At 66.9% G+C, this 23215-nt stretch carries 19 protein-coding genes; 8 read left to right on the top strand and 11 right to left on the bottom strand.

The window, feature by feature from the left end; translation table 11 throughout:
- Positions 1–89: 89 nt before the first annotated feature.
- The 3 genes from FG94_RS14530 to FG94_RS28240 form a co-directional block, all read right to left on the bottom strand.
- Complete coding sequence (locus tag FG94_RS14530; protein WP_036212949.1) at positions 90–938, bottom strand: fumarylacetoacetate hydrolase family protein; 849 nt, start codon at positions 936–938, stop codon at positions 90–92.
- An 81-nt stretch (positions 939–1019) separates the two neighbouring features.
- Positions 1020–1379: a cytochrome c family protein gene (locus tag FG94_RS28235; RefSeq protein ID WP_051996713.1), complete on the bottom strand. Its 360-nt coding sequence runs from the start codon at positions 1377–1379 to the stop codon at positions 1020–1022.
- Positions 1376–1942: a cytochrome c gene (locus FG94_RS28240; RefSeq protein ID WP_051996715.1), complete on the bottom strand. Its 567-nt coding sequence runs from the start codon at positions 1940–1942 to the stop codon at positions 1376–1378. Before FG94_RS28240 ends, FG94_RS28235 begins: the two co-directional genes overlap by 4 nt.
- A 211-nt stretch (positions 1943–2153) precedes the next feature.
- Between FG94_RS28240 and FG94_RS28245 the strand changes: the two genes are divergently transcribed.
- Genes FG94_RS28245 through FG94_RS14555 form a run of 4 tightly spaced genes read left to right on the top strand, consistent with a single transcriptional unit; the run spans position 2154 to position 6225 of the window.
- A complete protein-coding gene (locus tag FG94_RS28245; RefSeq protein ID WP_229445952.1) occupies positions 2154–2435 on the top strand; it encodes a cytochrome c family protein in 282 nt (93 codons plus the stop codon).
- 5 nt (positions 2436–2440) lie between these two features.
- Positions 2441–3370, top strand: coding sequence for a cytochrome c oxidase subunit II (gene coxB / locus FG94_RS14545; protein ID WP_036213491.1), 930 nt, complete (start codon positions 2441–2443; stop codon positions 3368–3370).
- Complete coding sequence (gene ctaD / locus FG94_RS14550; protein WP_036212955.1) at positions 3367–5892, top strand: cytochrome c oxidase subunit I; 2526 nt, start codon at positions 3367–3369, stop codon at positions 5890–5892. Before coxB ends, ctaD begins: the two co-directional genes overlap by 4 nt.
- 3 nt (positions 5893–5895) lie before the next feature.
- Entirely contained in the window at positions 5896–6225 is a 330-nt protein-coding gene (locus FG94_RS14555; RefSeq protein WP_036212957.1) for a hypothetical protein, read from the top strand.
- 43 nt (positions 6226–6268) lie between these two features.
- On the opposite strand, the gene FG94_RS14560 is transcribed toward FG94_RS14555, so the two are convergent.
- From FG94_RS14560 to FG94_RS14575, 4 genes are all read right to left on the bottom strand, one after another.
- Positions 6269–7585 carry a sorbosone dehydrogenase family protein gene (locus FG94_RS14560; RefSeq protein ID WP_051996717.1) on the bottom strand — a complete coding sequence of 439 codons (1317 nt, stop codon included), beginning with the start codon at positions 7583–7585 and terminating at the stop codon, positions 6269–6271.
- Between the two features lie 83 nt (positions 7586–7668).
- A complete protein-coding gene (locus FG94_RS14565; RefSeq protein ID WP_051996719.1) occupies positions 7669–8952 on the bottom strand; it encodes an MFS transporter in 1284 nt (427 codons plus the stop codon).
- Positions 8953–8994: 42 nt separating this feature from the next.
- Complete coding sequence (locus FG94_RS14570) at positions 8995–10392, bottom strand: KamA family radical SAM protein (RefSeq protein ID WP_036212960.1); 1398 nt, start codon at positions 10390–10392, stop codon at positions 8995–8997.
- Between the two features lie 210 nt (positions 10393–10602).
- Positions 10603–12567 carry an acyltransferase family protein gene (locus FG94_RS14575; RefSeq protein ID WP_081926001.1) on the bottom strand — a complete coding sequence of 655 codons (1965 nt, stop codon included), beginning with the start codon at positions 12565–12567 and terminating at the stop codon, positions 10603–10605.
- A 263-nt stretch (positions 12568–12830) separates the two neighbouring features.
- On the opposite strand from FG94_RS14575, the gene FG94_RS14580 reads away from it, so the two are divergent.
- Both FG94_RS14580 and FG94_RS14585 read left to right on the top strand, forming a co-directional pair.
- Positions 12831–13286 (top strand): cache domain-containing protein, encoded by a 456-nt coding sequence (locus FG94_RS14580; RefSeq protein ID WP_027865534.1) that lies wholly within the window; start codon positions 12831–12833, stop codon positions 13284–13286.
- Positions 13287–13322: 36 nt separating this feature from the next.
- Positions 13323–15053, top strand: a complete 1731-nt coding sequence (locus FG94_RS14585; RefSeq protein WP_036212963.1) for a methyl-accepting chemotaxis protein — start codon at positions 13323–13325, stop codon at positions 15051–15053.
- Between the two features lie 4 nt (positions 15054–15057).
- On the opposite strand, the gene FG94_RS14590 is transcribed toward FG94_RS14585, so the two are convergent.
- Positions 15058–15627 (bottom strand): DNA-3-methyladenine glycosylase, encoded by a 570-nt coding sequence (locus FG94_RS14590; RefSeq protein WP_036212966.1) that lies wholly within the window; start codon positions 15625–15627, stop codon positions 15058–15060.
- Between the two features lie 165 nt (positions 15628–15792).
- Between FG94_RS14590 and FG94_RS14595 the strand changes: the two genes are divergently transcribed.
- Together FG94_RS14595 and FG94_RS14600 are read left to right on the top strand one after the other, a co-directional pair.
- Positions 15793–16650, top strand: a complete 858-nt coding sequence (locus FG94_RS14595) for an HDOD domain-containing protein (RefSeq protein ID WP_036212969.1) — start codon at positions 15793–15795, stop codon at positions 16648–16650.
- A gap of 65 nt (positions 16651–16715) precedes the next feature.
- Positions 16716–17891 carry a tetratricopeptide repeat protein gene (locus tag FG94_RS14600; protein WP_036212972.1) on the top strand — a complete coding sequence of 392 codons (1176 nt, stop codon included), beginning with the start codon at positions 16716–16718 and terminating at the stop codon, positions 17889–17891.
- Positions 17892–17907: 16 nt separating this feature from the next.
- Here FG94_RS14600 and FG94_RS14605 read toward each other — a convergent pair whose 3' ends face one another.
- The 3 genes from FG94_RS14605 to FG94_RS14615 all read right to left on the bottom strand — a co-directional run bounded on the left by FG94_RS14605 (position 17908) and on the right by FG94_RS14615 (position 23215).
- Positions 17908–18441, bottom strand: coding sequence for a DNA-deoxyinosine glycosylase (locus FG94_RS14605; protein WP_036212975.1), 534 nt, complete (start codon positions 18439–18441; stop codon positions 17908–17910).
- Between the two features lie 90 nt (positions 18442–18531).
- On the bottom strand, positions 18532–20022 hold the full coding sequence (locus FG94_RS14610) for an efflux transporter outer membrane subunit (protein WP_036212978.1): 1491 nt from the start codon (positions 20020–20022) through the stop codon (positions 18532–18534).
- 1 nt (position 20023) lies between these two features.
- Positions 20024–23215, bottom strand: a complete 3192-nt coding sequence (locus tag FG94_RS14615; protein WP_036212981.1) for an efflux RND transporter permease subunit — start codon at positions 23213–23215, stop codon at positions 20024–20026.

Consider the following 23215-nt stretch of genomic DNA (forward strand, 5'->3'; position numbering starts at 1 on the left):
TTTAACGGATTCCGATTCCAGCGAACTGGAACAACGTCGTCCCGGCGCAGGCCGGGACCCAAGTTTGCTAGCGCGCCACTACCGTCATCTTACTTAGGAAACGCCACCACTTCCTGCTGCTGTTCCCCCAGGCCGGCGATGCCGAGCCTCAGCTTGTCACCCTTCTTCAGGAAGCGCTGCGGCGAACGCCCCATGCCCACACCCGGCGGCGTGCCGGTGGTGATGATGTCGCCCGGTTCCAGCGTCATGAAGCGCGACACGTAGCTGACGATCTGCGCCACCGTGAAGATCATGTTCGCGGTGTTCCCGGTCTGCATGCGCTTGCCGTTCAGTTCCAGGTAGAGGTCGAGGTCCTGCACGTCGTAGATTTCGTCGCGCGTCACCAGGAAGGGGCCGACCGGACCGAAGGTGTCGCAGCCCTTGCCCTTGTCCCACTGCGAGCCCATCTCGAACTGGAAGGCGCGCTCGGACACGTCGTTGACCACGCAGTAGCCGGCCACGTACTTGAGCGCCTCGTCTTCGCTCACGTACTGCGCGCGGGTGCCGATCACCACGCCCAGTTCGACTTCCCAGTCGGTCTTCTTCGAGCCCTTCGGCAGCTGGACCGGATCGTCCGGGCCGGACAGGCTGCTGATCGCCTTGGTGAAGAAGATCGGCTCCTTCGGCACCTCGGCGCCGGTTTCCGCCGCATGGTCGGCATAGTTCATGCCGATGCCGATGAACTTGCCGACGCCCTTGACCGGCACGCCCAGGCGCGGATTGCCGCGCACCAGCGGCAGCGTCTTCCACTCAAGCTTCGCCAGCTTGCGCAGCGCCTTGTCCGAGAGTTGCGACGCGTCGATGTCGTCGATGATCCCGGACAGGTCGCGCAGGCGGCCCTCTTCGTCGAACAGGCCCGGCTTTTCCTTGCCCGGGCGGCCATAGCGCACCAATCTCATTCTTGTCTTCCTTGTATATCAAACGCCGAACACGCCCAGCATGGGCCAGCGGGCGATGATACCAAGGATCCGACGGCCAGGTTATTGGCTTAACAGATAAGCGCTGATATCGAGCGCATCGCGTTCGCTCACGCCCATGTTCGGCATGGCGGTATGCGGGTCGATCGACTGCGGATCGCGGATCCAGCGCACCAGGCCGGCCTGGTCGTTCGGCACCGCCCCCGCCAGCACCTTGCGCTCGGCCATGCCTTCGAGCGGCCGGCCGACATAAACCTTCGAGCCGGGTACGCCGGGGATCAGGTGGCAGGACTGGCAGGCGTACTGCGTCACGGCGATCTTGCCGCGTTCCGGGTCGCCCTGCACGCCGACCGGCGGCCGCTTGGGCGAGCAGGCGGCCAGGCTGGCCAGCGCCAGTACCGCCGCGATGCGCAGCAAGCTCATTTCGCTCCTCCCTGCGCCAGCGCCGGCGCATCCGGCTGCGCCGTCCTGGCGCGGAAATCCTGGGCGCTCATCGTCGGCATGGCCCTCACGAAGGCCACCACCGCCCAGATCTCGTTCTCGCCCAGATGGTATTCCCAGGCCGGCATGCCGCTCATCTTGATGCCGTTCTTCGTGATCCAGTACAGCTCGCGCGCTTCCCAGTGCTGGGTGGCGTCCACCAGCGGCCCCGGAATCGGCTGCATGCTCATGCCGATGGTGGACTGGGCCACGCCCGGGCCGCCGTGGCATTGCAGGCACTTGTCGCGGTAGACCGCGGCGCCGAGGCGCAGCTGCTGTTCGTCCCCGAGGCGCGGCACCTGCACGTCGCGTGCGTGGTGGCGCACCGAGTTCGCCATGCCCTTTTCCAGCACCGTGTACACGTAGGGGAAATGCTGGGCGGTGGCGCCGATGTTGTACCAGCCGCCATACAGGACCGCGAGGCCGGCCGCACCCGCGATGGCACCCGCCGCGAGCAGCGTCAATACAGCGGTCTTCACGATCAGCCGTTGGCGGTTGGAGAGCATGTCGGGGTGCGTCCGATTGGATTCGTTAAAAAAAATACATTATTGTTTGTGTATTATAAAAGCCACTTCACAATGTCGAATTTCAAACGTGCGCCCCCGTCTTTACCGTGATTCTCTCCGCACCGCCACACAGGCCGCATTGACGCTGGCTTGTGCCGTATTGCTCGCCGGGTGCAAGGACGACGCACGCTCGGCCGTCCCCGGTGGCGACGTGCAGCTTGGATTGCGGCTGGTCACCCAGTACCAGTGCGGCGCCTGCCACGTGATCCCGGGCGTGCAGGGCGCGGACGGCAAGTCGGAAGGCGCCGGCCCTTCGCTCGACTACATCGGCCGCCTGAGCTACATCGCCGGCGGCATCCCCAACCAGCCCGCCAACATGGTGCAATGGCTGCGCGTGCCGCATGCCGTCAAACCCGGCACCGAAATGCCGCCCATGGGCCTGACGGAACAGGAGGCGCGCCACATGGCCGCCTTCCTGTACACCCTGAGGTGAGCGCCATGACCGGAACCCTGCACTCGGTCCTGCAGCCGGCCGGCTGGGACGCCGCCATCATCAGCCAGTTCGCCTGGGTCATGTTCGGCGCCGGCGCTCTGATCTTCCTCGCCGTGATGGCGCTGCTGTTCCTGAGCCTGCGGCGCCGCGAACGGCCGGCACGCGCGCTGCTGTGGATCGGGGGCGGCGGCATCGCCTTTCCGGTCGTGGTGCTCACCGCGCTCCTGGGGTGGAGCACCTGGCGCAGCGCGCAGCTGGCGCCGCAGACTTCGCGCGACGCGCTCACCATCTCGGTCACCGCCAAGATGTGGTGGTGGGAAGTGCGCTACCACGACGCGGCGAGCGGACGCGAGATCGTCACCGCCAACGAGATCCACATCCCGGTCGGCCGCAATGTCTACCTCGGCCTGAATTCGGCCGACGTGATCCACAGCCTGTGGGTGCCCTCGCTGGCCGGCAAGCGCGACATGGTCCCGGGCCGCGTCACCGGCCTGACCCTGCGCGCCGACAAGCCGGGCATCTACCGCGGCCAGTGCGCCGAATACTGCGGCGCCCAGCATGCGAAGATGGCGCTGCACGTGGTGGCCCTGGCGCCGCAGGAATTCGAGGCCTGGCTGGCGCGCCAGGCGCAGCCGGCCCTGCCCGCGGACAACGCGATCCTCGAACGCGGCCGCGCCGCCTTCCTGGAACAACGCTGCCAGGCCTGCCACACGATCCGCGGCGTGGCCGAAGGATCGCGCCTGGGCCCGGACCTGACCCACGTCGGCAGCCGCATGCACATCGGCGCGGGCACCTTGCGCAACCACCGCGACACGCTGGGCGGCTGGATCGCCGACCCGCAGGCCGCCAAACCCGGCGTCTTCATGCCCGGCTCGCAAGACCTCGACCGCGACACGCTGCGCGCGCTGGCCACCTACCTCGAGCACCTGAAATGACGCAGCCGCTGCCCACGCATTTGCCTAATTCATTGCCCCGTCCGGATGGCGAATTCGAGCGCCTGAAGGAAGTCTGGCGCACGCCCACCGGCTGGCGCTTCTTCACCTCGGTGAACAACACCAGCATCGGCCTGCTGTACATCGGCACCGCCCTGCTGTTCTTCGTCCTGGCCGGCATCCTGGCCCTCGTCATGCGGGTGCAGCTGGCCGTGCCCGACAACACCCTGCTCAGCCCCGACACCTACAACCAGGTCTTCACCATGCACGGCACGGTGATGATGTTCCTGTTCGCGATCCCGATCGTCGAGGCATTGGCCGTCTACCTGCTGCCCAACATGCTGGGCGCGCGCGACCTGCCCTTCCCGCGCCTGTCCGCCTATGCCTACTGGGCCTATGCCTTCGGCGGCCTGGCCTTCTTCTGCACCATCTTCGTCGGCCTGGCGCCGGACGGCGGCTGGTTCATGTACCCGCCCTATACCGGCAACACCTATTCGCCGGGCCTGAACGCCGACTTCTGGCTGCTGGGGATCGGCTTCATCGAGATCTCGGCGATCGCCGGCGCGATCGAGCTGATCGTCGGCATCCTGTTCACGCGCGCGCCGGGCATGACGCTGCGCCGCATGCCGGTGTACGCCTGGGCCATGCTGGTGGTGGCGGTGATGATCGTGTTCGCCTTCCCGGCGGTGATCGCCGGCACCGCCCTGCTGGAACTGGAGCGCGCCTTCGACTGGCCCTTCTTCATCGCCGAGCGCGGCGGTGATCCGATCCTGTGGCAGCACCTGTTCTGGTTCTTCGGCCACCCCGAGGTCTACATCATCTTCCTGCCCGCCGCCGGCATGGTCTCGACCATGATCCCGACCATCGCCGGCACCCCGCTGGTGGGACGACGCGCCATCATCGTGGCCCTGGTCGGCGTGGGCTTCTTCAGCTTCGGGCTGTGGGCCCACCACATGTTCACCGCCGGCCTGGGCGTGCTGGAGATGAGCTTCATCTCGGCCGCCAGCATGGCGGTGGCGATCCCGACCGGCATCCAGGTGTTCGCCTGGATCGCCACCCTGTGGAACGGGCGGGTGCGCATGACGTCCCCGGCGCTGTTCCTGATGGGCTTCATGTTCATCTTCGTGCTGGGCGGCCTGACCGGGGTGATGGTGGCCGTGATCCCGTTCGACTGGCAGGCCCACGACACCTATTTCATCGTGGCCCACCTGCACTACGTCCTGATCGGCGGCATGGTGTTCCCGGTGTTCGCCGGGATGTATTACTGGCTGCCGCTGGTCAAGGGCCAGCCCCTGTCCGAGAAGCTGGGGCGCTGGGTGTTCTGGATGATGTTCGGCGGCTTCAACCTGGCCTTCTTCCCGATGCACATCACCGGCCTGTACGGCATGCCGCGCCGGGTCTACACCTATGACGCGCACCTCGGCTGGAACCTGCTGAACATGCTGTCCACGGTCGGCGCCTTCATCTTCGCCTTCGGCGTGCTGCTGTTCATCGTCGACGCCGTGCGCGCGCTGCGCCGGCCGGAAAAGGAAGTGGGCAATCCGTGGAATGCGCCGACCCTCGAATGGCTGCCGTCGGAATCCTACGGCAACCGCAGCATCCCGCGCATCCACTCGACCAACCCGCTGTGGGACCAGCCGACTCTGTCCGAGGAAGTCGAGCGCGGCCAGCACTACCTGCCCGGCACCGCCACCGGCCTGCGCGAAACCATCGCCACCAGCCCGGTCAAGGCCGAGCCGCGCTACCTGATGGTGCTGCCGACCGACAGCTGGCTGCCGGTCATCGCCGCGCTCGGCACGGCCGGCTTCTTCCTGCTGCTGACGGTGAAGGCGATCGTGCCGGCCTTTATCTTCGGCTTGATGGCGGTGGGCGGCACCATCGCCTGGCTGTGGGAATCGGACCGCAAGCCACCGATCGACCAGGCGCGCGTCGCGGACGACCTGGTGCTGCCAGTGAATGCGAAGACCACCGCCTCGCAGTCGTGGTGGGGCACGATGGTGATGCTGATCGTCGACGCCTGCATCTTCGCGTCCTTCGGCTACGCCTACGTCCATGTGTCGATGCGCCTGCAGGTCTGCCCGCCGCCCGGCGCCGCCCTGCCGGAGCTGTCGTCGCAGCTGGTCTCGGCCGGCCTTCTGGTCGCCAGTTCGGTGCTGATGCTGCTGGCCGTGCGCGCGCTCGGCAAGCGCCGCCTGCCCTGGCTGGTGCTGCTGGCGCTGGGCTGCACCACGGCTTCCTTCCTGTTCGATCTGCGCGGCCACCAGTTCGCCGGCCTCGACCCGACGGCCAGCGCCTGGGGCGCCGCGATCGGCGGGCTGCTCGGCTACCAGGGCCTGCACGTGGTGGTGCTGGCGATCGCCGGCCCCTATCTGGTTCTCCGGTCCTGGCGCGGTCACCTGGGCGAGCGCAGCCGCGCGACGCTCGACAATGTCGCCCTGCTCTGGCACTACACGACGCTGCAGGGCCTGGCCGGCATGGCGCTGGTGCATGGCCTGCCGGCGCTGATGCCGTGGCTGATGGAGTAGACCATGCAAGACCACTTCTTCCGGCAACTGATGCGCGGCACCCTGCCCCTGCTGGTATGGGCGGCGCACTTCACCTTCTGCTACCTGCTGGCGGCGGCGCAATGCACGCCGGCGGTAATGCGCACGGGCGGGCCGGACCGCTTGCTGCTGGGGATCGCGACCGTGGCGGCGCTGGCGGCATGCCTGTGGCTGGCCTGGCGCGAGCGCGGCATCCTGCGAAACGCTACGGAAGCGGCGCTGCTCGACTGGGCGGCGGCGCTGGGCGCCGTGCTGGCCTTCGTGGGGATCCTGTGGACCGGGATGCCGATCCTGCTGGTCAGCGGCTGCGCGTAGGGTGGGCGGGTTTCCGCCCACGCGGTGATAGTTATCCCTACGATTAACGCGCGCTCGGCGTCACGCGCCAGACCACGTTGCCGACATCGTCCGCCACCAGGATCGCGCCCTTCCCGTCCACCGCGACGCCGACCGGACGCCCCTGCGCCTCGCCGTCCTTGTTGAGAAAGCCGCTGAGCAGCTCGACCGGTTTCCCGGCCGGCTTGCCTTCCCTGAACGGCACATACACCACGTTGTAGCCCGACAGCGGCTTGCGGTTCCAGGAACCGTGCTGGCCGATGATGGCGCCGTTGGTGAACTGGGGCAGCAGCGCGCCGGTATAGAAGGCCAGCCCCAGCGCCGCCACGTGGGCGCCCAGCGCATAGTCCGGCACGATCGCCCTGGCCACCAGGTCCGGGCGCTGCGGCTTGACGCGCTCGTCCACGTGCCTGCCATACCAGCTGTAGGGCCAGCCGTAGAAGCCGCCCTCCTTTACCGAGGTCAGGTAGTCCGGTACCAGGTCGCTGCCGATCTCGTCGCGTTCGTTCACCACCGTCCACAGCACCCCGGTTTCCGGGTTCCAGGCCAGGCCGTTCGGGTTGCGCAGGCCGGCGGCGAAGAGGCGGGTCTTGCCGGTGGCGATGTCCACTTCGAGGATCGCGGCGCGGTCGACTTCCTGGTCGATGCCGTTTTCGGCCACGTTGCTGTTCGAACCCGTGGTGGCGTACAGCTTGCGCCCGTCCTGGCTGGCGATGATGTTCTTGGTCCAGTGGTGGTTCAGCGGCCCGCCCGGCAGCGGCGCCACCCGGGCTGCCTGCGCGGTGATCGCGGTATCGCCCTCGCGGTAGGGGAAGCGCACGATGCCGTCGGTGTTCGCCACGTACAGCGTGTCGCCGACCAGCGCCATGCCGAAGGGCGAGTTCAGGCCCTTCAGGAACACGGTCTTCAGTTCCGCCACGCCGTCGCCGTCGGCATCGCGCAGCAGCGTGATGCGGTTCGCGCTGGGCACGCCCGCGCCCGCCCTTTCCATCACCTTTTTCTGGACCCAGTCCTTGATGCCCTTCTTGGCCGGCTGTTGCGGCGCATTGCTCTCGGCGACCAGCACGTCGCCATTGGGCAGCACGTGGAGCCAGCGCGGATGGTCGAGGCCGGAAGCGTAGGCCTGCACCGCCAGTCCCGCCGCCGCGAGCGGCTTGCCGCCCGGTGGCCAGCCCCTGGCGGGGGCGATGTCCACGGTCGGGATCAGGGAGCGGACCGGCGACACCAGGGTCGGATGCGAGCCGACGTCGGCCCCGGGAGACAGCGTGGAGCGGTCGCCGCAGGCGGCCAGCAGCAAGAGCATGGCGCCGCTGGACAGGCGAAGCAGGAAGTGGTCGCGCATGGTGTTCTCTCGGTGGGGGCGGACAGCACGATACTAGCCAATCCGGCCATATCGCGCCATCCTTTCCCAGCGAGAGAATCGGTTCAGGTGGGAACCGCCTGGACCTCCTCGACATCCTCGGCCACCGGTGCGCTCTGGCGGCGGCGCCGCCGCACGAATCCGACCAGGCCCGGCAACTGTACCAGCACCAGCACGGCAAAGGCCATGCGGTATGCCATGGCGGGAGTCTGGCCGGCGTCGTCGAGGGGCCACAGCCCGACCAGCAGGCCGAAGCCCGCCTGCACCACGAAGGCGCCGATGAAGATCAGGAGGTTCAGGCAGGTCGCCGCGCGTCCGGTCAGCTCGCGCGGCATCGACTGCGCGATGATGGCGTACTCGATTCCCGTAATGGTCCCGACCAGCGTGAACAGCACCGACAGCAGCTGGAAGCTCGGCTTGTAGTTGAGCACGAAGGCAGCCTGCACCAGCAGGAAGACGGCGATGCCGGCGGCGGCGACGTCCAGCGGGGCGATGCCGCGCCGGCCGGCCCACTCGGTGATCATGCCCACCCCGATGGCGCCGAAGATCACCGATGCCATCCCCATGTAGAGCAGGTAGGCGACCGCGTCGTCGGGAAAGCGCGCGACGTCCGACAGCCAGCGTCCGATCCACAGCCCCTGGATGCCGAAGAACACCGCATGCGGGATCAGGACCAGCGAGGCCGTGTTGCGGAACACCGGCGCCCGGAACACCTCGCGCAGCGCCTGCCCCAGCGGTCCGCGCTTGGGCTGCGGTCCCTTGTCACGAGGGTACACGAGCGCGATCAGCAGGCCGGAACATGCGGTCAGCCCGGCCAGGATGGCGAACAGGCCGCGCCAGTCGGTATAGTCGAGCACCAGCCGCACCGGCATGGTCGCGCTGGCGGCGCCCAGTCCCCCTACTGCGATCAGGTAGCCGTGCACCGAAGGCAGCTTGCTCGGGGTGATCCAGGTGGACACCGCCTTCACCGCCGCCATGAAGCAGCCGCCCAGGCCCAGGCCCATGACGGCGCGCGCCACCAGCAGCTGCCCGAAGCCGGTGCCGCGCGCGAACAGCAGCGCGCCGAGCGCGCCGACCAGCATCATCGACAGCTGCACCCTGCGCGGCCCCCAGCGGTCGAGGGCGATCCCGACCGGCAGCTGGACCAGCGCGAAGGCGAAGAAGAAGGCGCTGGTGAGCAGTCCCAGCTCGCCCGGGGTGAGCGCGAGCGCCCCCATCAGGTCGGGGGCCAGCACCGCGTTCACGTTGCGCAGCAGCGTCGACAGATAGTGTCCCAGCGCGAACGGCAGGAACACGTAGAAAAAGACCGCCACGCCGGTCAGGCGTGGCGCGGTGGCGGTATCCTGCATGGGCCAGGTCCCGGTCGGGGTCGGGTGGATGCGCGTCCGGGGTCAGGCCGCGTCCTGGGTAGCGCCGCCACGCGGCTGCCCTGCCGGCACCAGCGGGATGACGCGCCCGCCGGGTCCGCGCAGCGGGCTTTCGCTCTCCTGTTCGAAGAAGAACTTGTCGCGCCCGAAGGCCGGCTTGAGGTGGTCGAGCCAGGTGGCTTCCGGATCGTACTTGGCGAAGAAGGGACGGCGCACCCATTCCGGATTGCGGGCCTGCAGGAACTGCAGCGCGAACAGCTTCTCGCCATTGATCGTGACCACGCCGTCGATCACCACCTTGCCCGGGAAGGCGCTCATCGAGGGACCGCGCACGGTGCGCGACAGGCCCGACACCATCGAGTAGGCCTCCTGGAAGATCTGGTGCGCGCGCGCCAGCGGCAGCGAGAAGTAGTCGCGCGGGCCGGTGTCGCGCTCGACGAACATGTAGTACGGAATGGCGCCCAGGCGCACGCCGGTGGTCCACAGCTCGGCCCAGCTCTTCGGGTCTTCGTTGATGTGGCGGATCAGGGGCCCCTGCATGCGCAGCGTGGCGCCGGTGCCGACGATGCGCTTGACCGCCTGCTGGGCAATCGGGTGGCGCAGCTCGACTGCATGGTTGTAGTGGCCCATGATCGCGAGGTTCTTGCCCGACCTGACCACCTTCTCGAACAGGCGCATCAGGTCGTCGCTGTCCTTGTCCGACACGAAGCGCTGCGGCCAGTAGGCCACCGACTTGGTGCCGATGCGGATGTTCTGGATGTGGGCCAGGTTCGGTTCGAGCAGCGGCTCGAGGAACTCGGCCAGCGAACGCGTGTTCATGATCATCGGGTCGCCGCCGGTGATCAGGACGTCGGTGACGTCTTTATGGGTCTCGAGGTAGGACACCAGCTCCTTGCATTCGCGCGCATCGAACTTCATGTCGTCCATGCCGACGAACTGCGGCCAGCGGAAGCAGAAGGTGCAGTAGGCGTGGCAGGTCTGGCCCGAGCTCGGGAAGAACAGCACGGTCTCCTTGTACTTGTGCTGCAGGCCCTTGAGCGGCGCGTCGTTGACGCGCGGGACGTTGTGCGTCATCTGGCCGGCCGGGTGCGGGTTCATGCGCATGCGGATGCCGTGCACCAGCTTGGCGGTGGCCGCCTCGTCCTTCTTGTACAGCACCAGGTCGCGCAGTTGTTCGTATTCGCTGGCGGGCAGCATGTCGCGGTGCGGGAAGGTGAGCCGGTAGATCGGATCGTCCGGCACCTTGTCCCAGTCGATCAGCTCCTCCAGCACGTAGGCGTTCACGCGGAACGGCAACACATGGGACACCACCTGCACGGCTTCCTGCAGCTCCGGCGTCAGCCATTGCCATTGGCGTGCCGTGTGGATCGTCTGGCGGGTATAGGGCTTGAACTTGGAGGGCGTCGATTCGGTCGTGATCACGGAAATTCTCCAGGAAACGAGGGATGAATTAGTCGGCGTGGGTAAAACGTTGCCGGTAAGAATTCATCTTACGTTGCGGAAAGCCGCCAGAAATTGCCGCCAATCAATCAGACTGTTCCTACGGTGGGGGTTAAAACAAGAGAGAGGCAAAACGGGACAAATACTGGACAGGACGGCCCGGAGCGCATTCCCCGGGCCGTCCGTGCAGGCTTATTTCGGCGCTTGCCGGCGCATCCATTCGGCGAAATGCCTGCCCACCAGCAGGTCGCCGTCATAGCTCAGGTGGTTGGTGTCGCGGTACATCAGGCGTCCGTCGATCATGGCGTGGCAGCTACTGTCGTCGCACAAGGCCGTGGACGAATCGAACCAGGCCATCTGCGGGAACTCGCGGGCGAAGGCGCCCAGGACCTCGCGGTGCTGCACCACCTGCTGCTCCCATTCGGCGCGCGTGATCGCGCAGGGCACGCGGGTGGCCGACGAGGCCACGCCGGCGCGCTTGATGCAGGAACGCGGATCGAAGCTGATGATGGGCACGTCGTTCATGAAGATCACCTGCTTGCCGGCCGCGGTGAAGCGGCGGAAGGTCTCGCGCGCCGCATCCACCCACATGCGGTGCTCGGGCGCGCTGCCGAAACGCAGGTGGGTCGAGAACACCACGGTCTTCACCGAAGGCATGCCGAGGGCCAGCTCCAGCATCGGCTGGGTCGCCTGCTGGTAGGGATCTCCCTGCGGGTCCAGGCCCCAGTACGGATGGCGGGTGCCCAGCATCAGGAGGTTCTCGCCGACGCTGCTGTAGTACTTGGTCAGGCCGGCCACCACGTGGTAGGCATGGCTGTCGCCCACCAGCACCACGGTCGGGTCCCTGGCGACGTCGGCCTGCAGGCAGTACTCGTAGGTCGAGTCGAAACCGTAGCGCTTCTTGCAGGCCTCGGCATTGGCCTTGTCCTCGACCAGCACCAGCGCCTTCTGGTTGGCCAGGTTGTCCTGGACCGGCTTGCGCGTCGGCAGGCCATCGTTCAGGTAGATATAGCCTCCGGTGGCGGCGCAGGCAAGCATCAGCGCGCTCAGCGCAGCGACCTTGCCGCGCCCGCTGCCGCCGCGCAGCGGGCGCTCCACCACGCGGTAGGTCAGCCAGGCCAGCAGGACGGCCAGCAGCACCGCCGCGGCGCGGATGGCCGGCGCCGGGGTGCGCGATTCGACGATCTGGGCAAAGGACAGCAGCGGCCAGTGCCACAGGTAGAGCGGATAGCTCACCAGCCCGATCCAGACCATGAGGCGGTTCGACAGCAGCACGCGGTTGAGCCAGGCCTGCGGCCCGGCGCCGATGAGCAGGAGCGCGCCCAGTGCGGGCAGCAGCGCGCGCCAGCCGGGGAAGGGGTCTTCCCGCGTAATTAGGGCCAGGCCCGCGGCCAGCAGGGCGGCGCCAAGCCAGGAGAGCAGGTTCGGCGCCACGGCAAGGCGTGAAGCGGCGGCGCCGGGGCGCGCATGCAGGCAGGCCAGGCCGGCGCCCAGCAGCAGCTCCCAGGCGCGGCTGGCCGGGGAATAGAAGGTGGCGGTCGGGTGATCGGCGATGCCGCCCAGGTTGACGGCGAACGAGGCCAGCGCCAGCACGGCGGCCACCGCCAGCAGATTCATGCGCAGCCGCCACCCAAGCAGGAGGACGACCGGCCACAGGATATAGAACTGCTCTTCGATGCCGAGCGACCACAGGTGCAGCAGCGGCTTGGTGTCGGCCGCGGTGTCGAAGTAGCCGACCTGGGCCCAGTAGAAGAAGTTGGCCGCGAAGCCGGCGCCCCCGACCACGTGCTTGCCGAGCTGCTGGTATTCGTCCGGGAACAGGGCCAGCCAGCCGAAGGCCAGGCAGGAACCGAGCACCAGCACCAGCGCCGGGAAGATGCGCCGCACGCGGCGCGCGTAGAAGCCGGCGAAGCTGAAACTGCCCGCCTCCAGCTCGCGCAGCAGGATGCTGGTGATCAGGAAGCCGGAAATGACGAAGAAGATGTCGACGCCGATGAAACCGCCCCGCAGCACCGCCGGGAAGGCATGGAACAGCACCACCGACAGCACGGCGACGGCGCGCAGGCCATCGATGTCGCGGCGGTAGGCCAGGTGCCCCGGTGTGTCGGCTGGTTTTCCCAGCGGGTCCCCGATCGGAATCTGTGTCTCTCGCTTCATGCCGGCTCATCAATAAAAGCTGACGATTCTACATGAGCTGTTCACATCGAAACAACGAACTCTGCCTGAAAACAACATCAGGATTGATTTGCATGCATGGTGGATGAGCATTCTGCTCAGCATCCACTGACACGAATGCGCAACGTTCCTACGCGACTCCGCAATGCGATTGCGCGATCGCAATTCCCCGTCATCCCAGCCCGGTACATTTGCCAATGCACTTTAGCAATATTGATCCCAGAACATTCACTCAAGGAGTCAACATGAAACTGTTCGCCACGACCGCCGCCCTGTGCCTGGCCATTGCCGCCACCCCTGCCCTCGCCAATGGCCCGACCGAAAAGGACGCCATCGCGATGGTCGAACGCGGCGTTGCCCTGGTCAAGGCCAAGGGCAAGGACGAGATGATGAAGAAGATCAACGCGAAGGATGCGGAATACGTCCAGGGCGAGCTCTACATGGACATCCGCGACCTGAAGACCGGCATCGTGCTGGCCCACCCCTATAACCCCTCGATCGTCGGCAAGGACCTGACCGACGTGCCGGATGCGAACGGCAAGAAGTACCGCCGCGAGATCATCGAACTGGCCGCCGCCAAGGGCAAGGGCTGGGTCGACTACCAGTACAAGAATCCGACCAGCGGCAAGATCGAGCCGAAGACGACCTTCATCCAGCGCGTCGACGACGTGGTGCTGGAAGTCGGCATCTACAAGAAGTAAAGCGCCCCGCCCTTTCGTCCACGCCCGGAGTCAAGCATGCTGAACAAACTGAGGATCGGCCCGAAACTCCTGCTGGCCCCGGGCCTGGTGCTGGTGCTGCTGACGATGCTGTCGGCAGCCGCCTATTACGGCATGGTGCGCCAGAACGCCTCGCTCGAGCACATGGTGCAGGTGCGCGCCGCGCGCCTGCAGGCCGTGGCCGACGTGGCGGGCGAAGCGCGCTTCGCGCATGCCAACATCTACCAGCTGCTGGCCTGGGTGAACGGCAGCTTCGCGAAGAACCGCCTGGACGCGCTGACCGCCGACATCCACAAGAAGCATGCCGCGATTGCAGCCAGGCTGGGCGAACTGTCGAAGGGCGCCGCACCGGGCGAGCGTGCGCCGATCGAGAGCGCGCTGGCAGGGCTGGCGAGCTACCGCAAGATGGTGGCCGAGACCATCGAGCTGGCCCAGGTCGACCAGTCGATCGCTACCAACTCGATGCAGAAGGCCGAGAAGCAGTTCGTCGCCCTCGACAGCGGCCTGCAAAACCTGGCGGCACTGGAAAAGAAGCTGAGCGTGGAAGCGCACGCCGCCGCCAAGGCCGAGTTCCGCACCCTCGGCATGACCATGGCGGGCATGGTGCTGCTGTCGATCGCTGTGTCCCTGGTGGTGACAATGCTGGTGCGGCGCGCCATGCTGGCCGATATCCATTCGATCGCCACGGTGGTGAACGACCTGGCCGAGGGCCGCCTGCGTCCGTCCGGCACGCCCGGCGCCGGGCGCGACGAGATCGCCGACACCTCGCGCGCGCTCGACCACTCGATCTCGCGCCTGAACGGCGCCCTGAACAGCATATTGCACTCGGTGCGCTCGATCGACACCGCTTCGAAGGAAATCGCCACCGGCAACCTGGACCTGTCGACCCGCACCGAGCTGCAGGCCGGCTCGCTCGAACAGACCGCCAGCACCATGGAAGAACTGACCACGGCAGTGAAGGAAAACGCCAACAACGCGCGCCTGGCGTCGGATCTTGCGGCCGAGGCGGCGCAGCTGGCCTCGAATGGCGGCCAGGCGGTGGGCCGCGCGGTGGCGACCATGGAATCGATCCAGGCCAGCTCGCGCAAGATCGTCGAGATCACCAGCGTCATCGACGGCATCTCGTTCCAGACCAACCTGCTGGCCCTGAACGCCGCGGTGGAAGCGGCGCGCGCCGGCGAGCAGGGACGCGGCTTCGCGGTGGTGGCGGCCGAAGTGCGCACGCTGGCCCAGCGTTCGGCGGCGGCGGCGCGCGAGATCAAGGGCCTGATCGCCGATTCGGTGAAGAGCATCGAGGACGGCAGCGCTTCGGTGAGCGAGGCCGGCGCCAGCATGGGCGACATCGTCGCCTCGGTGCGCCAGGTGAACGACATCATCGGCCGCATCAGCATCGCCAGCACCGAGCAGGCCGACGGCATCGCCGAAGTGAACAAGGCGGTCGGCCAGATGGACGGCATGACCCAGCAGAACGCGGCCCTGGTCGAACAGGCCGCAGCCGCGGCCGAAAGCCTGCACGAACAGACCGTCAACCTGGCCAAGGCGGTGTCGATCTTCAAGTTCGAGGGTGACGACGGTGCGGACATCGCCGCTGTGCAGTCCGAGGATGAGGCGATCGCGGAAGAGGAAGGCGACGAAGGCTTCCACGGCCTGCACGAGCGCCGCGCGCCCGGCAGCGCGATGCGCGGACGTGCGGTGGCGGCGCTGCCTGCTGCGACCACCAAGGGAACGCAGCGCCGGCGCAGCGCCTGACGGCTCAGCGGAAGGGCCGGCTGACGAAGCGTGAACCCGCCAGCCCGAAACGCCAGGGCACGTCCATCGCCTTGGAAATCCCGATGCGCGGCCCGGTCACGACCTCCAGGCCTGGCGGCGCGGGCAGGATCTCGAACGGTGATTCCGAGATGGCCATGCCGTTGAGGGCGCGGGTCACCCCCAGCGCCTGGCACAGCTTGCCCGGGCCGGAGCACAGCAGCCACTCGTCCATCGCATCGCGGCGCACGCGCATCTGGTCCAGGCCGGCGAGCGGCTCCAGCGCGCGGATCAGGACCCCGGCGCCGTGGCCCTCTTCGCGGCACACGAAATTCAGGCACCAATGGATTCCGTAAGAACGATAGACATAGGCATGGGCAGGCGGCCCGAACATCGAGGCATTGCGCTCGGTAGGACCGGAAAAGGCGTGCGACGCCGGGTCTTCGCGGTCATAGGCTTCGGTCTCGACGATCCGTCCGCCGACGCCATCCACCAGCACCGTCACACCGATCAACTGGCGCGCGACGATCTCCGCGGGCTGGGAAAAATCGATTCCTGCTATTGTCGAAATGGCCATGGCGGGATTCTAACCCGGCCTGTCCAGGAGTGTCGCTTTGGTTAAATTGACACAAAATATGATTTTAATGATAAGCATTTTGCATTGCTTTGCTGCAATAAAATAAGTGCTGGGGTATAGTGGCACGGTTGGTCGCTTCCCTTCCGCACTTCCTCCTGTCCGCCCATGAATACCCTCGCCGATCCCGTTCCGCACCTCGACCAGGTCGATGCCCTGATCAAATCGATCCGCATCCCACCCCGGCCGAGCCTGCTTGCCGACATGCAGCGCGAACTGGCATCGGAAGACCCGTCGCCGGAGGCGATCGGCAAGATCGTGGCGAGCGACGTCGGCATGTCCGGTGCGCTGCTCAAGCTGGCCAATTCGGCGATCTACGGCGGCCGGCGCAAGGCCAAGTCGATCGAGCAGGCGATCCTGTTCCTGGGCATTAACCAGGTGGCGGCCCTGATGACCGGCCTGCTGGCGCGCCAGGCGATTCCCGCCAACAGCGCCGCGCTGGCCAGCTTCTGGGATATCAGTACCCGGCGCGCCCAGGCGATGGTGTTCCTGTCGCGCCGCCTGCGCATCGGCGAGGCGGACGTGGCCCACACCTTCGGCCTGTTCTGCGACACCGGCGTGCCGCTGCTGATGGAGCGCTTCCCGGACTACGCCGCGACCTATGCCGCCGCCTCGCTGGAAACGCAGCGCGCATTCACCGTGCTCGAGGACGAGCGCCATAGCACCAATCACGCGGCGCTCGGCTGCCTGCTGGCGCGCAACTGGGGCCTGTCGGGCGACGTCGGCTGGGCCATCCTGCACCACCATGATTTCGCCGTGCTCGACGATGCCGCGAGCGCCGCCGCGGTGCGCTCGCTGGTCGCCCTGTCGGTGCTGGCGGAGAGCGCGATCTGCCGCTACCAGGGCCATGCCGAATCGCTGGAGTGGAACAAGGGCGGCGCCGCCGCCTGCGCCTACCTCGGGCTGTCGGACGAGGAAACGGCCGAGCTGCTGGACGAGCTGGTGGAAGCCTTCCACGAGCAGTAGATACATATCTTTACATCACTCCTGTACAGGCGGATACTGCCTGTAAGTACACCTGGGAGTGAGTCATGAAGTTCCTCGCCATCCTGCTGTCGCTGTCCCTTTCCCTGCTGGCGGGCTGCGCCAGCGTGCAGCCCGCCAGCGCGCCCCTCCCTCCCTTCGCCGACGCGCGCTTTGCGCCACCAAGCGAGCCGGTCGGCGCCGGCGACCTGTTCACCCTCAGTCCGGCGATGCTGTCCTACCTGAACAGCCCGGCTTTCAACAGGTACCTGCGCCAGAGCGGCTCGCGCCGCGGCCTGGTCGAAGCGCTGTACAGCAAGACCGACCTGAAGCTCGAATACGAATCCTCGAAGACCCGCACTGCCGCGGAGACCTACGCGGACCGCTCCGGCAACTGCCTGTCGCTCGTGATCATGACGGCGGCCTTCGCCAAGCAACTGCGCATGCCGGTGCGCTTTCGCAGCGTCGACGTCGGCAATGACTGGAGCCGCAAGGCGGATCTGTACCTGGGCAGCGCCCACGTCAACGTCGCCGTCGGCGAACCGGTCGACAGTGGCTTTCGCAGCAATGGCCTGAACGAATTCCTGGTGGTCGACTTCATCCCGCAGGAGGAAGCCGAACGCCTGCGCGCACACGACCTGGACGAAGACGACATCGTCGCGCTCTACATGAACAACCGCGCGGCCGAGATGCTGGTGCAGGACCGTATCGACGACGCCTACTGGTGGGCGCGCGCCGCGGTGGACAAGCGCCCTGGCCTGATCGCGGCGCTCAACACCCTGGCCGTGATCTACAACCGGCACGGCGATCTGTCGCTAGCCGAACAGACCTACCGCGCGGCCTTGCTGCGCGAGCCGGAGAACGTGATGGTCATGCGCAACCTGCAGCCGGTGCTGGCCACGCTGGGCAAGCACGCCGAGGCCCAGGTGCTGGCGCAGCGCATCGCCAGCATCGAGCCCTTCCCGCCCTATTACCACTTCGACCAGGGCATGCTGGCGCTACGCGCGGGCGACTTCGACAAGGCGCGGCGCCTGTTCGAACGTGAGCTCAAGCGCGCCCCCTACAACGACGAGTTCCTGTTCTGGCTAGGCGTGACTCACCTGCGCCTGGGCGACGTCAAGTACGCGCGCGAGCAGATCGCCAAGGCGGTCGACAACAGCACGCGGCAGGAGATGCGGCAGTTGTATTCGGCCAAGCTGGCGATGCTTCGGAGGGTGAGTGCGACCGGGACGCATATCCGTTGAGCGGCCAGCGATAAATTTAGAACAACGGCGACTGCGCCGGCAGCGCTGTGTTCCCTTCCAACTCGGCGAGTCTACGCCACACCTCCAGCTTCTGCTCGAACGTCATCGCCATGTGTGCCGGTGAACTCGACGGCAGTACGACAGTGCGGTAACCGGCCGCCGCAAACTGCGGCGCGAACTTGCCCGACGCCTGGCCATTGAAGCCGACCGTCTCCAGCTCCGGACAGAGCGCCCGCAAGCGTTCGAAATCGTTGGCGGCCGGGTTGCGGATCGCGGAATCGAGGCTGCCTTCGCGTTCGCAGCCGGCCAGCACGTCCCACAGGCCGAAGCGGTGCGCCAGCAGGCGCGGCAAGCGCTCTTCATAGGGCAGGCTTGCCAGGTCCTCCTTGACCACCGCCGAGATCAGGGGCCAGAACTGGTTCCTTGGATGAGCATAGTAGCGCCCTGCGGCCAGCGAGGCGGCGCCGGGAAAGCTGCCGAGGACAAGGACGCGGGTGTCCGGTGCGAGTACAGGCGCAAGGCCAGTCAATGAGGGAGTTCGATTCACCATGCCCCGATTGTAGCCGGACGAAAAAAAGCGGCGAGCACTCACGTACCCGCCGCAAAGGGCAAACCGTCGGGAGACGAAACGACGGCAGGACTACTTCATGGCGACGGCATTGCCGTCGACGCGGGCGGCATCCCAGCCGCCGCCCAAGGAACGAATCAGGGCCACCGTCGTCACCGCCCGGTTGCCTCGCAGCTGGACGGCAGTACGCTCAACCGCCGCCAGGTTGCGCTGCGCATCGAGCAGCTCCAGGTAGCTGGAACGGCCGGCGTCGTACAGCTTCTGCGCCAGGTCGGCCGAACGGCGCGCCGACAGCAGCGCCGCATCGATCTGCTCGGCCTGGCCGGAAAGGATGCGCAGGCCGGCCAGGTTGTCCTCGACCTCGGCAAATGCCATGAGCACGCTCTGGCGGTAGCTGCCCACCGATTCCTCCAGCACCGCTTCGCTGCGTTCGACGTTGGCGCGGTTGCGGCCGCCGTCGATGATCGGCATCGAGGTGAGCAGACCCAGCACCCAGGAACGGCTGCTCCACTTGAACACTTCCGACATGGCGCCACCGACGCCTCCTCCGGCCGCGCTGATGGTGAGGGCCGGGAACATCGCGCCGCGCGCCACGCCGATGCGGGCGTTCGAGGCTTCCATCGCGCGCTGGGCGGCATTGATATCGGGACGGCGTTCCAGCAGCGAGGACGGCAGGCCGGCCGGTATCGCGGGCAGTGTGGTGGCGCCAAGTAGCGGGCTCTTGCCGGCGACGTAGTGCGACGCCGGCTTGCCCAGCAGGACCGCCAGCGCGTGTTCGGCGGTGGCGCGCTGGCGCTGCAGGCCGATCGCCTCGGCGCGCGCCGTCGCCAGCTCGGTGCGGGCGCGCGACAGGTCGAATTCGCCGATGTCGCCCAGGTCGAAGCGGCGCTGCGTCACCTTCACGCTTTCCTCACGCAGGCGCACGGTTTGCGCCACCGTGTCCAGTTCGGCGTCCAGCGCGCGCAGGCGGAAGTAGGTCTGGGCCACGTCAGCCTGCAGCGCCAGCAGCACCGAGCGGTAATTGGCTTCCGAGGTCGCCGCATCGCTGCGCGCCGCCGACACACCGGCCGCCACGCGGCCGAACAGATCGACCTCGTAGCTGGCGGTGAGGTTGGCCGTGTAGCTCGTCACCGGCTGGGTCGGCGCGCCTTGCGGCAGGCCGCTTTCCAGCGCCGACGGGCGGGCGCGCTGGGCGCCGATGCCGATGCCGACTTGCGGCGCCCTGTCGGCCGCTGCGATCCCGGCGATCGCCCTCGCCTGCTTGACGCGGCTTGCCGCCACCGCCAGGTTGGCGTTGTTGGCGCCGGCTTCCTCGATCAGGGAAGTCAGGGCCGCGTCCTTGAAGGCCAGCCACCACTGGCCGCGTGGCTGCTGCTCCGCAGGCTGGGCCGGTTTCCAGCGCGAGCCTTCGATGCCGTCCACTTCAAGGGCGCTCGGCACCTGCGATTCACGGAACGCCGTCGGCGTCTCGATGACCGGCTGCCTGAACTCCGGCGTGGCGCAGGCGGTCAGCAGCAGGGCCGCCAACAGTGGGGCCACGCCCCTCGCAATCATGCTTTTCATCTCAATGCACTCCTTCCAGGTCCAGGACCGGGGCTTTGACTGGCGCCACCGGCGCCTTTTTCTCGAAACGTTTGGCCAGCGTGCGCAGCAGGACGTAGAACACCGGCGTCAGGAACAGGCCGAAGAAGGTAACGCCCAGCATGCCGGCGAACACCGCCACGCCCATCGCATGGCGCATCTCGGCGCCGGCGCCGCTCGAGAACACCAGCGGCACCACACCCATGATGAAAGCGATCGAGGTCATCAGGATCGGACGCAGGCGCAGGCGCGAAGCTTCCAGCGCGGCGTCGACGATGCTGCGGCCGTGGTCTTCCAGCTCGCGGGCGAACTCCACGATCAGGATCGCATTCTTCGAGGCCAGTCCCACCAGCACGAACAGGGCGATCTGGGTGAAGATGTTGTTGTCGCCACCGGAGAGCTTGACGCCCACCAGCGCGCACAGGATCGACATCGGCACGATCAGGATCACCGCCAGCGGCAGGGTCCAGCTTTCGTACTGGGCGGCCAGCACCAGGAACACCAGCAGCACGCACAGCGGGAACACGTAGATCATGGTGTTACCGGCCAGTTCTTCCTGGTAGGTCAGCTCGGTCCACTCGTAGGCGATCCCTTTCGGCAGCGTTTCCTTGGCCAGCTGCTCCATGATGGCCTGGGCCTGGCCCGAGGACACGCCCGGCGCCGGACCACCGTTGATGTCGGCCGCCACATAGTTGTTGTAGCGCTGGACGCGGTCCGGGCCGTAGCTGTCCTTCAGCTGCATCAGGGACGACAGCGGGATCATCTCGCCCTTGTCGTTGCGGACCTTCAGCTGGGCGATCTGCTCCGGCTGCGAGCGGAACTGCGCATCGGCCTGCACCCGCACCTGGTAGGTGCGGCCGAACTGGTTGAAGTCGTTCACGTACAGCGAGCCCAGGTTCACCTGCAGGGTCTGGTAGATGGTCGACAGCGGCACGCCGAGCTGCTTGGCCTTGACGCGGTCGACGTCCGCGAACAGCTGCGGCACGTTGATCTGGTAGCTCGAGAACACGCCCGCCAGTTCCGGCGTGCCCCAGGCCTTGTCCTGCAGCGCCTGGGTGGCCTTGTACAGTTCGTCGTGGCCGAGGTTGCCGCGGTCTTCCAGCATCAGCTTGAAGCCGCCGGTGGTGCCCAGGCCGTTCACCGGAGGCGGCGGCAGCACCATCACGAAGGCATCCTGTACGCTGCCCATGCGCTTGTTGATCTCGGCGGCGATGGCTTCGGCCGACTGCTCCGGCTTGCCCTTGCGCTCGCTGAAGGGTTTGAGGCCGGTGAACACGATGCCGGCATTGGGCGCATTGGTGAAGCCGTTGATCGACAGGCCCGGGAAGGCGATCGAGGATTCCACCCCCGGGATTTCCTTGGCGATGGCCGACATCTTGCGGATCACTTCATCGGTGCGGTCCAGCGAGGCGGCGTCCGGGAGCTGGGCGAAACCGATCAGGTAGCCCTTGTCCTGGGCCGGCACGAAGCCCGGCGGCACCACCTTGAACATGAAGATCGCAGCCACGCCCAGCGCCAGGTAGACGCCCAGCGTCGCGGCCTTGCGGCGCAGGACGGTCTTCACGCCGCCTTCGTAGCTGTGCGAGGCACGGCCGAAGAAGCGGTTGAAGGCGGCGAAGAAGCGGCCCAGTACCTTGTCCATGGCGCGGGTCAGGCGATCCTTCGGCGCATCGTGGGCTTTCAAGAGCGCGGCGGACATGGCCGGCGCCAACGTCAAGGAAACGAAGGCCGAGATCACGGTCGAGATGGCGATGGTCAGGGCGAACTGGCGGTAGAACTGGCCGGTCAGGCCGGAGACGAAAGCGATCGGCACGAACACGGCGCACAGCACCAGGGCAATGGCGATGATCGGGCCCGACACTTCCTTCATGGCCTGGATGGTCGCGTCATGCGGCGACAGGCCGTTGCCGATGTTGCGCTCGACGTTTTCCACCACCACGATGGCGTCGTCGACCACGATACCGATGGCCAGCACCAGCCCGAACAGCGACAGCGTGTTGATCGAGAAGCCGAACATCAGCATCACGGCAAAGGTACCGACCACCGACACCGGCACCGCCAGCAGCGGGATGATCGAAGCGCGCCAGGTCTGCAGGAACACGATCACGACCAGGGCCACCAGCACCACGGCTTCGAGCAGGGTCTTGATCACCGAGTCGATCGACTCGCGCACGAACTGGGTCGGGTCGTACACGATGCTGTACTCGACGCCTTCCGGGAAGTCCTTCGAAAGCGCTTCCATCGTGGCGCGCACGTCCTGGGACAGCTGCAGCGCATTGGCATTCGGCGCTTCAAAAATGGGGATCGCCACCGCCGACTTGTTGTTCAGCAGCGAGCGCAGCGCGTAGGAGCTGGAACCCATCTCGAGGCGCGCCACGTCCTTCAGGCGCGTGACCGCGCCGTCCTCGCCGGCCTTGACCACGATGTCGCCGAATTCCTCGACGCTTGATAAGCGCCCCTGGGTGTTGACGGTCAGCTGGAAGTCCGCATCCTTGCTCGGTCCCTGCCCCACCACGCCGGCCGCGACCTGCACGTTCTGCTCGCGGATGCTGGCGACGACGTCGCCGGCGGTCAGGTTGCGCGCCGCGACTTTCTGCGGGTCGAGCCAGACGCGCATGGCGTAGTCGCCCGAGCCGAACAGCTGGACTTCGCCCATGCCGTTCAGGCGCGCCAGCTGGTCCTTGATGTTCAGCACCGCGTAGTTGCGCAGGTACAGGTCGTCGTAGCGGCCGTCCGGCGAATTCAGGTGCACCACCATGGTCAGGTTGGGCGAACTCTTCACCGTGGTGACGCCGATCTGGCGCACCTCCTCGGGCAGGCGCGGCAGCGCGCGCTGCACCCGGTTCTGCACCTGGCTCTCGGCGCGGTCGATGTCGGTGCCGATCGCGAAGGTCAGGGTCAGGGCCAGGGCGCCGTCCGAAGTGTTCTGGGAGCTCATGTAGAGCATGTCCTCGATGCCGTTGATCTGCTCTTCCAGCGGCGCGGCCACGGTTTCGGCGATCACCTTCGGGTTCGCGCCCGGGTACTGGGCGCGCACCACCACCGACGGCGGCACCACCTCGGGATACTCGGACACCGGCAGCTGGAAGATCGAAATCAGGCCGCCTACGAAGACGATCACCGACAGCACGACCGCGAAGATCGGCTTGTCGACGAAGAAGCGGGAGAAGTTCAT

Source organism: Massilia sp. LC238 (genome assembly GCF_000735635.1).
Classification (GTDB): domain Bacteria; phylum Pseudomonadota; class Gammaproteobacteria; order Burkholderiales; family Burkholderiaceae_D; genus Telluria; species Telluria varians.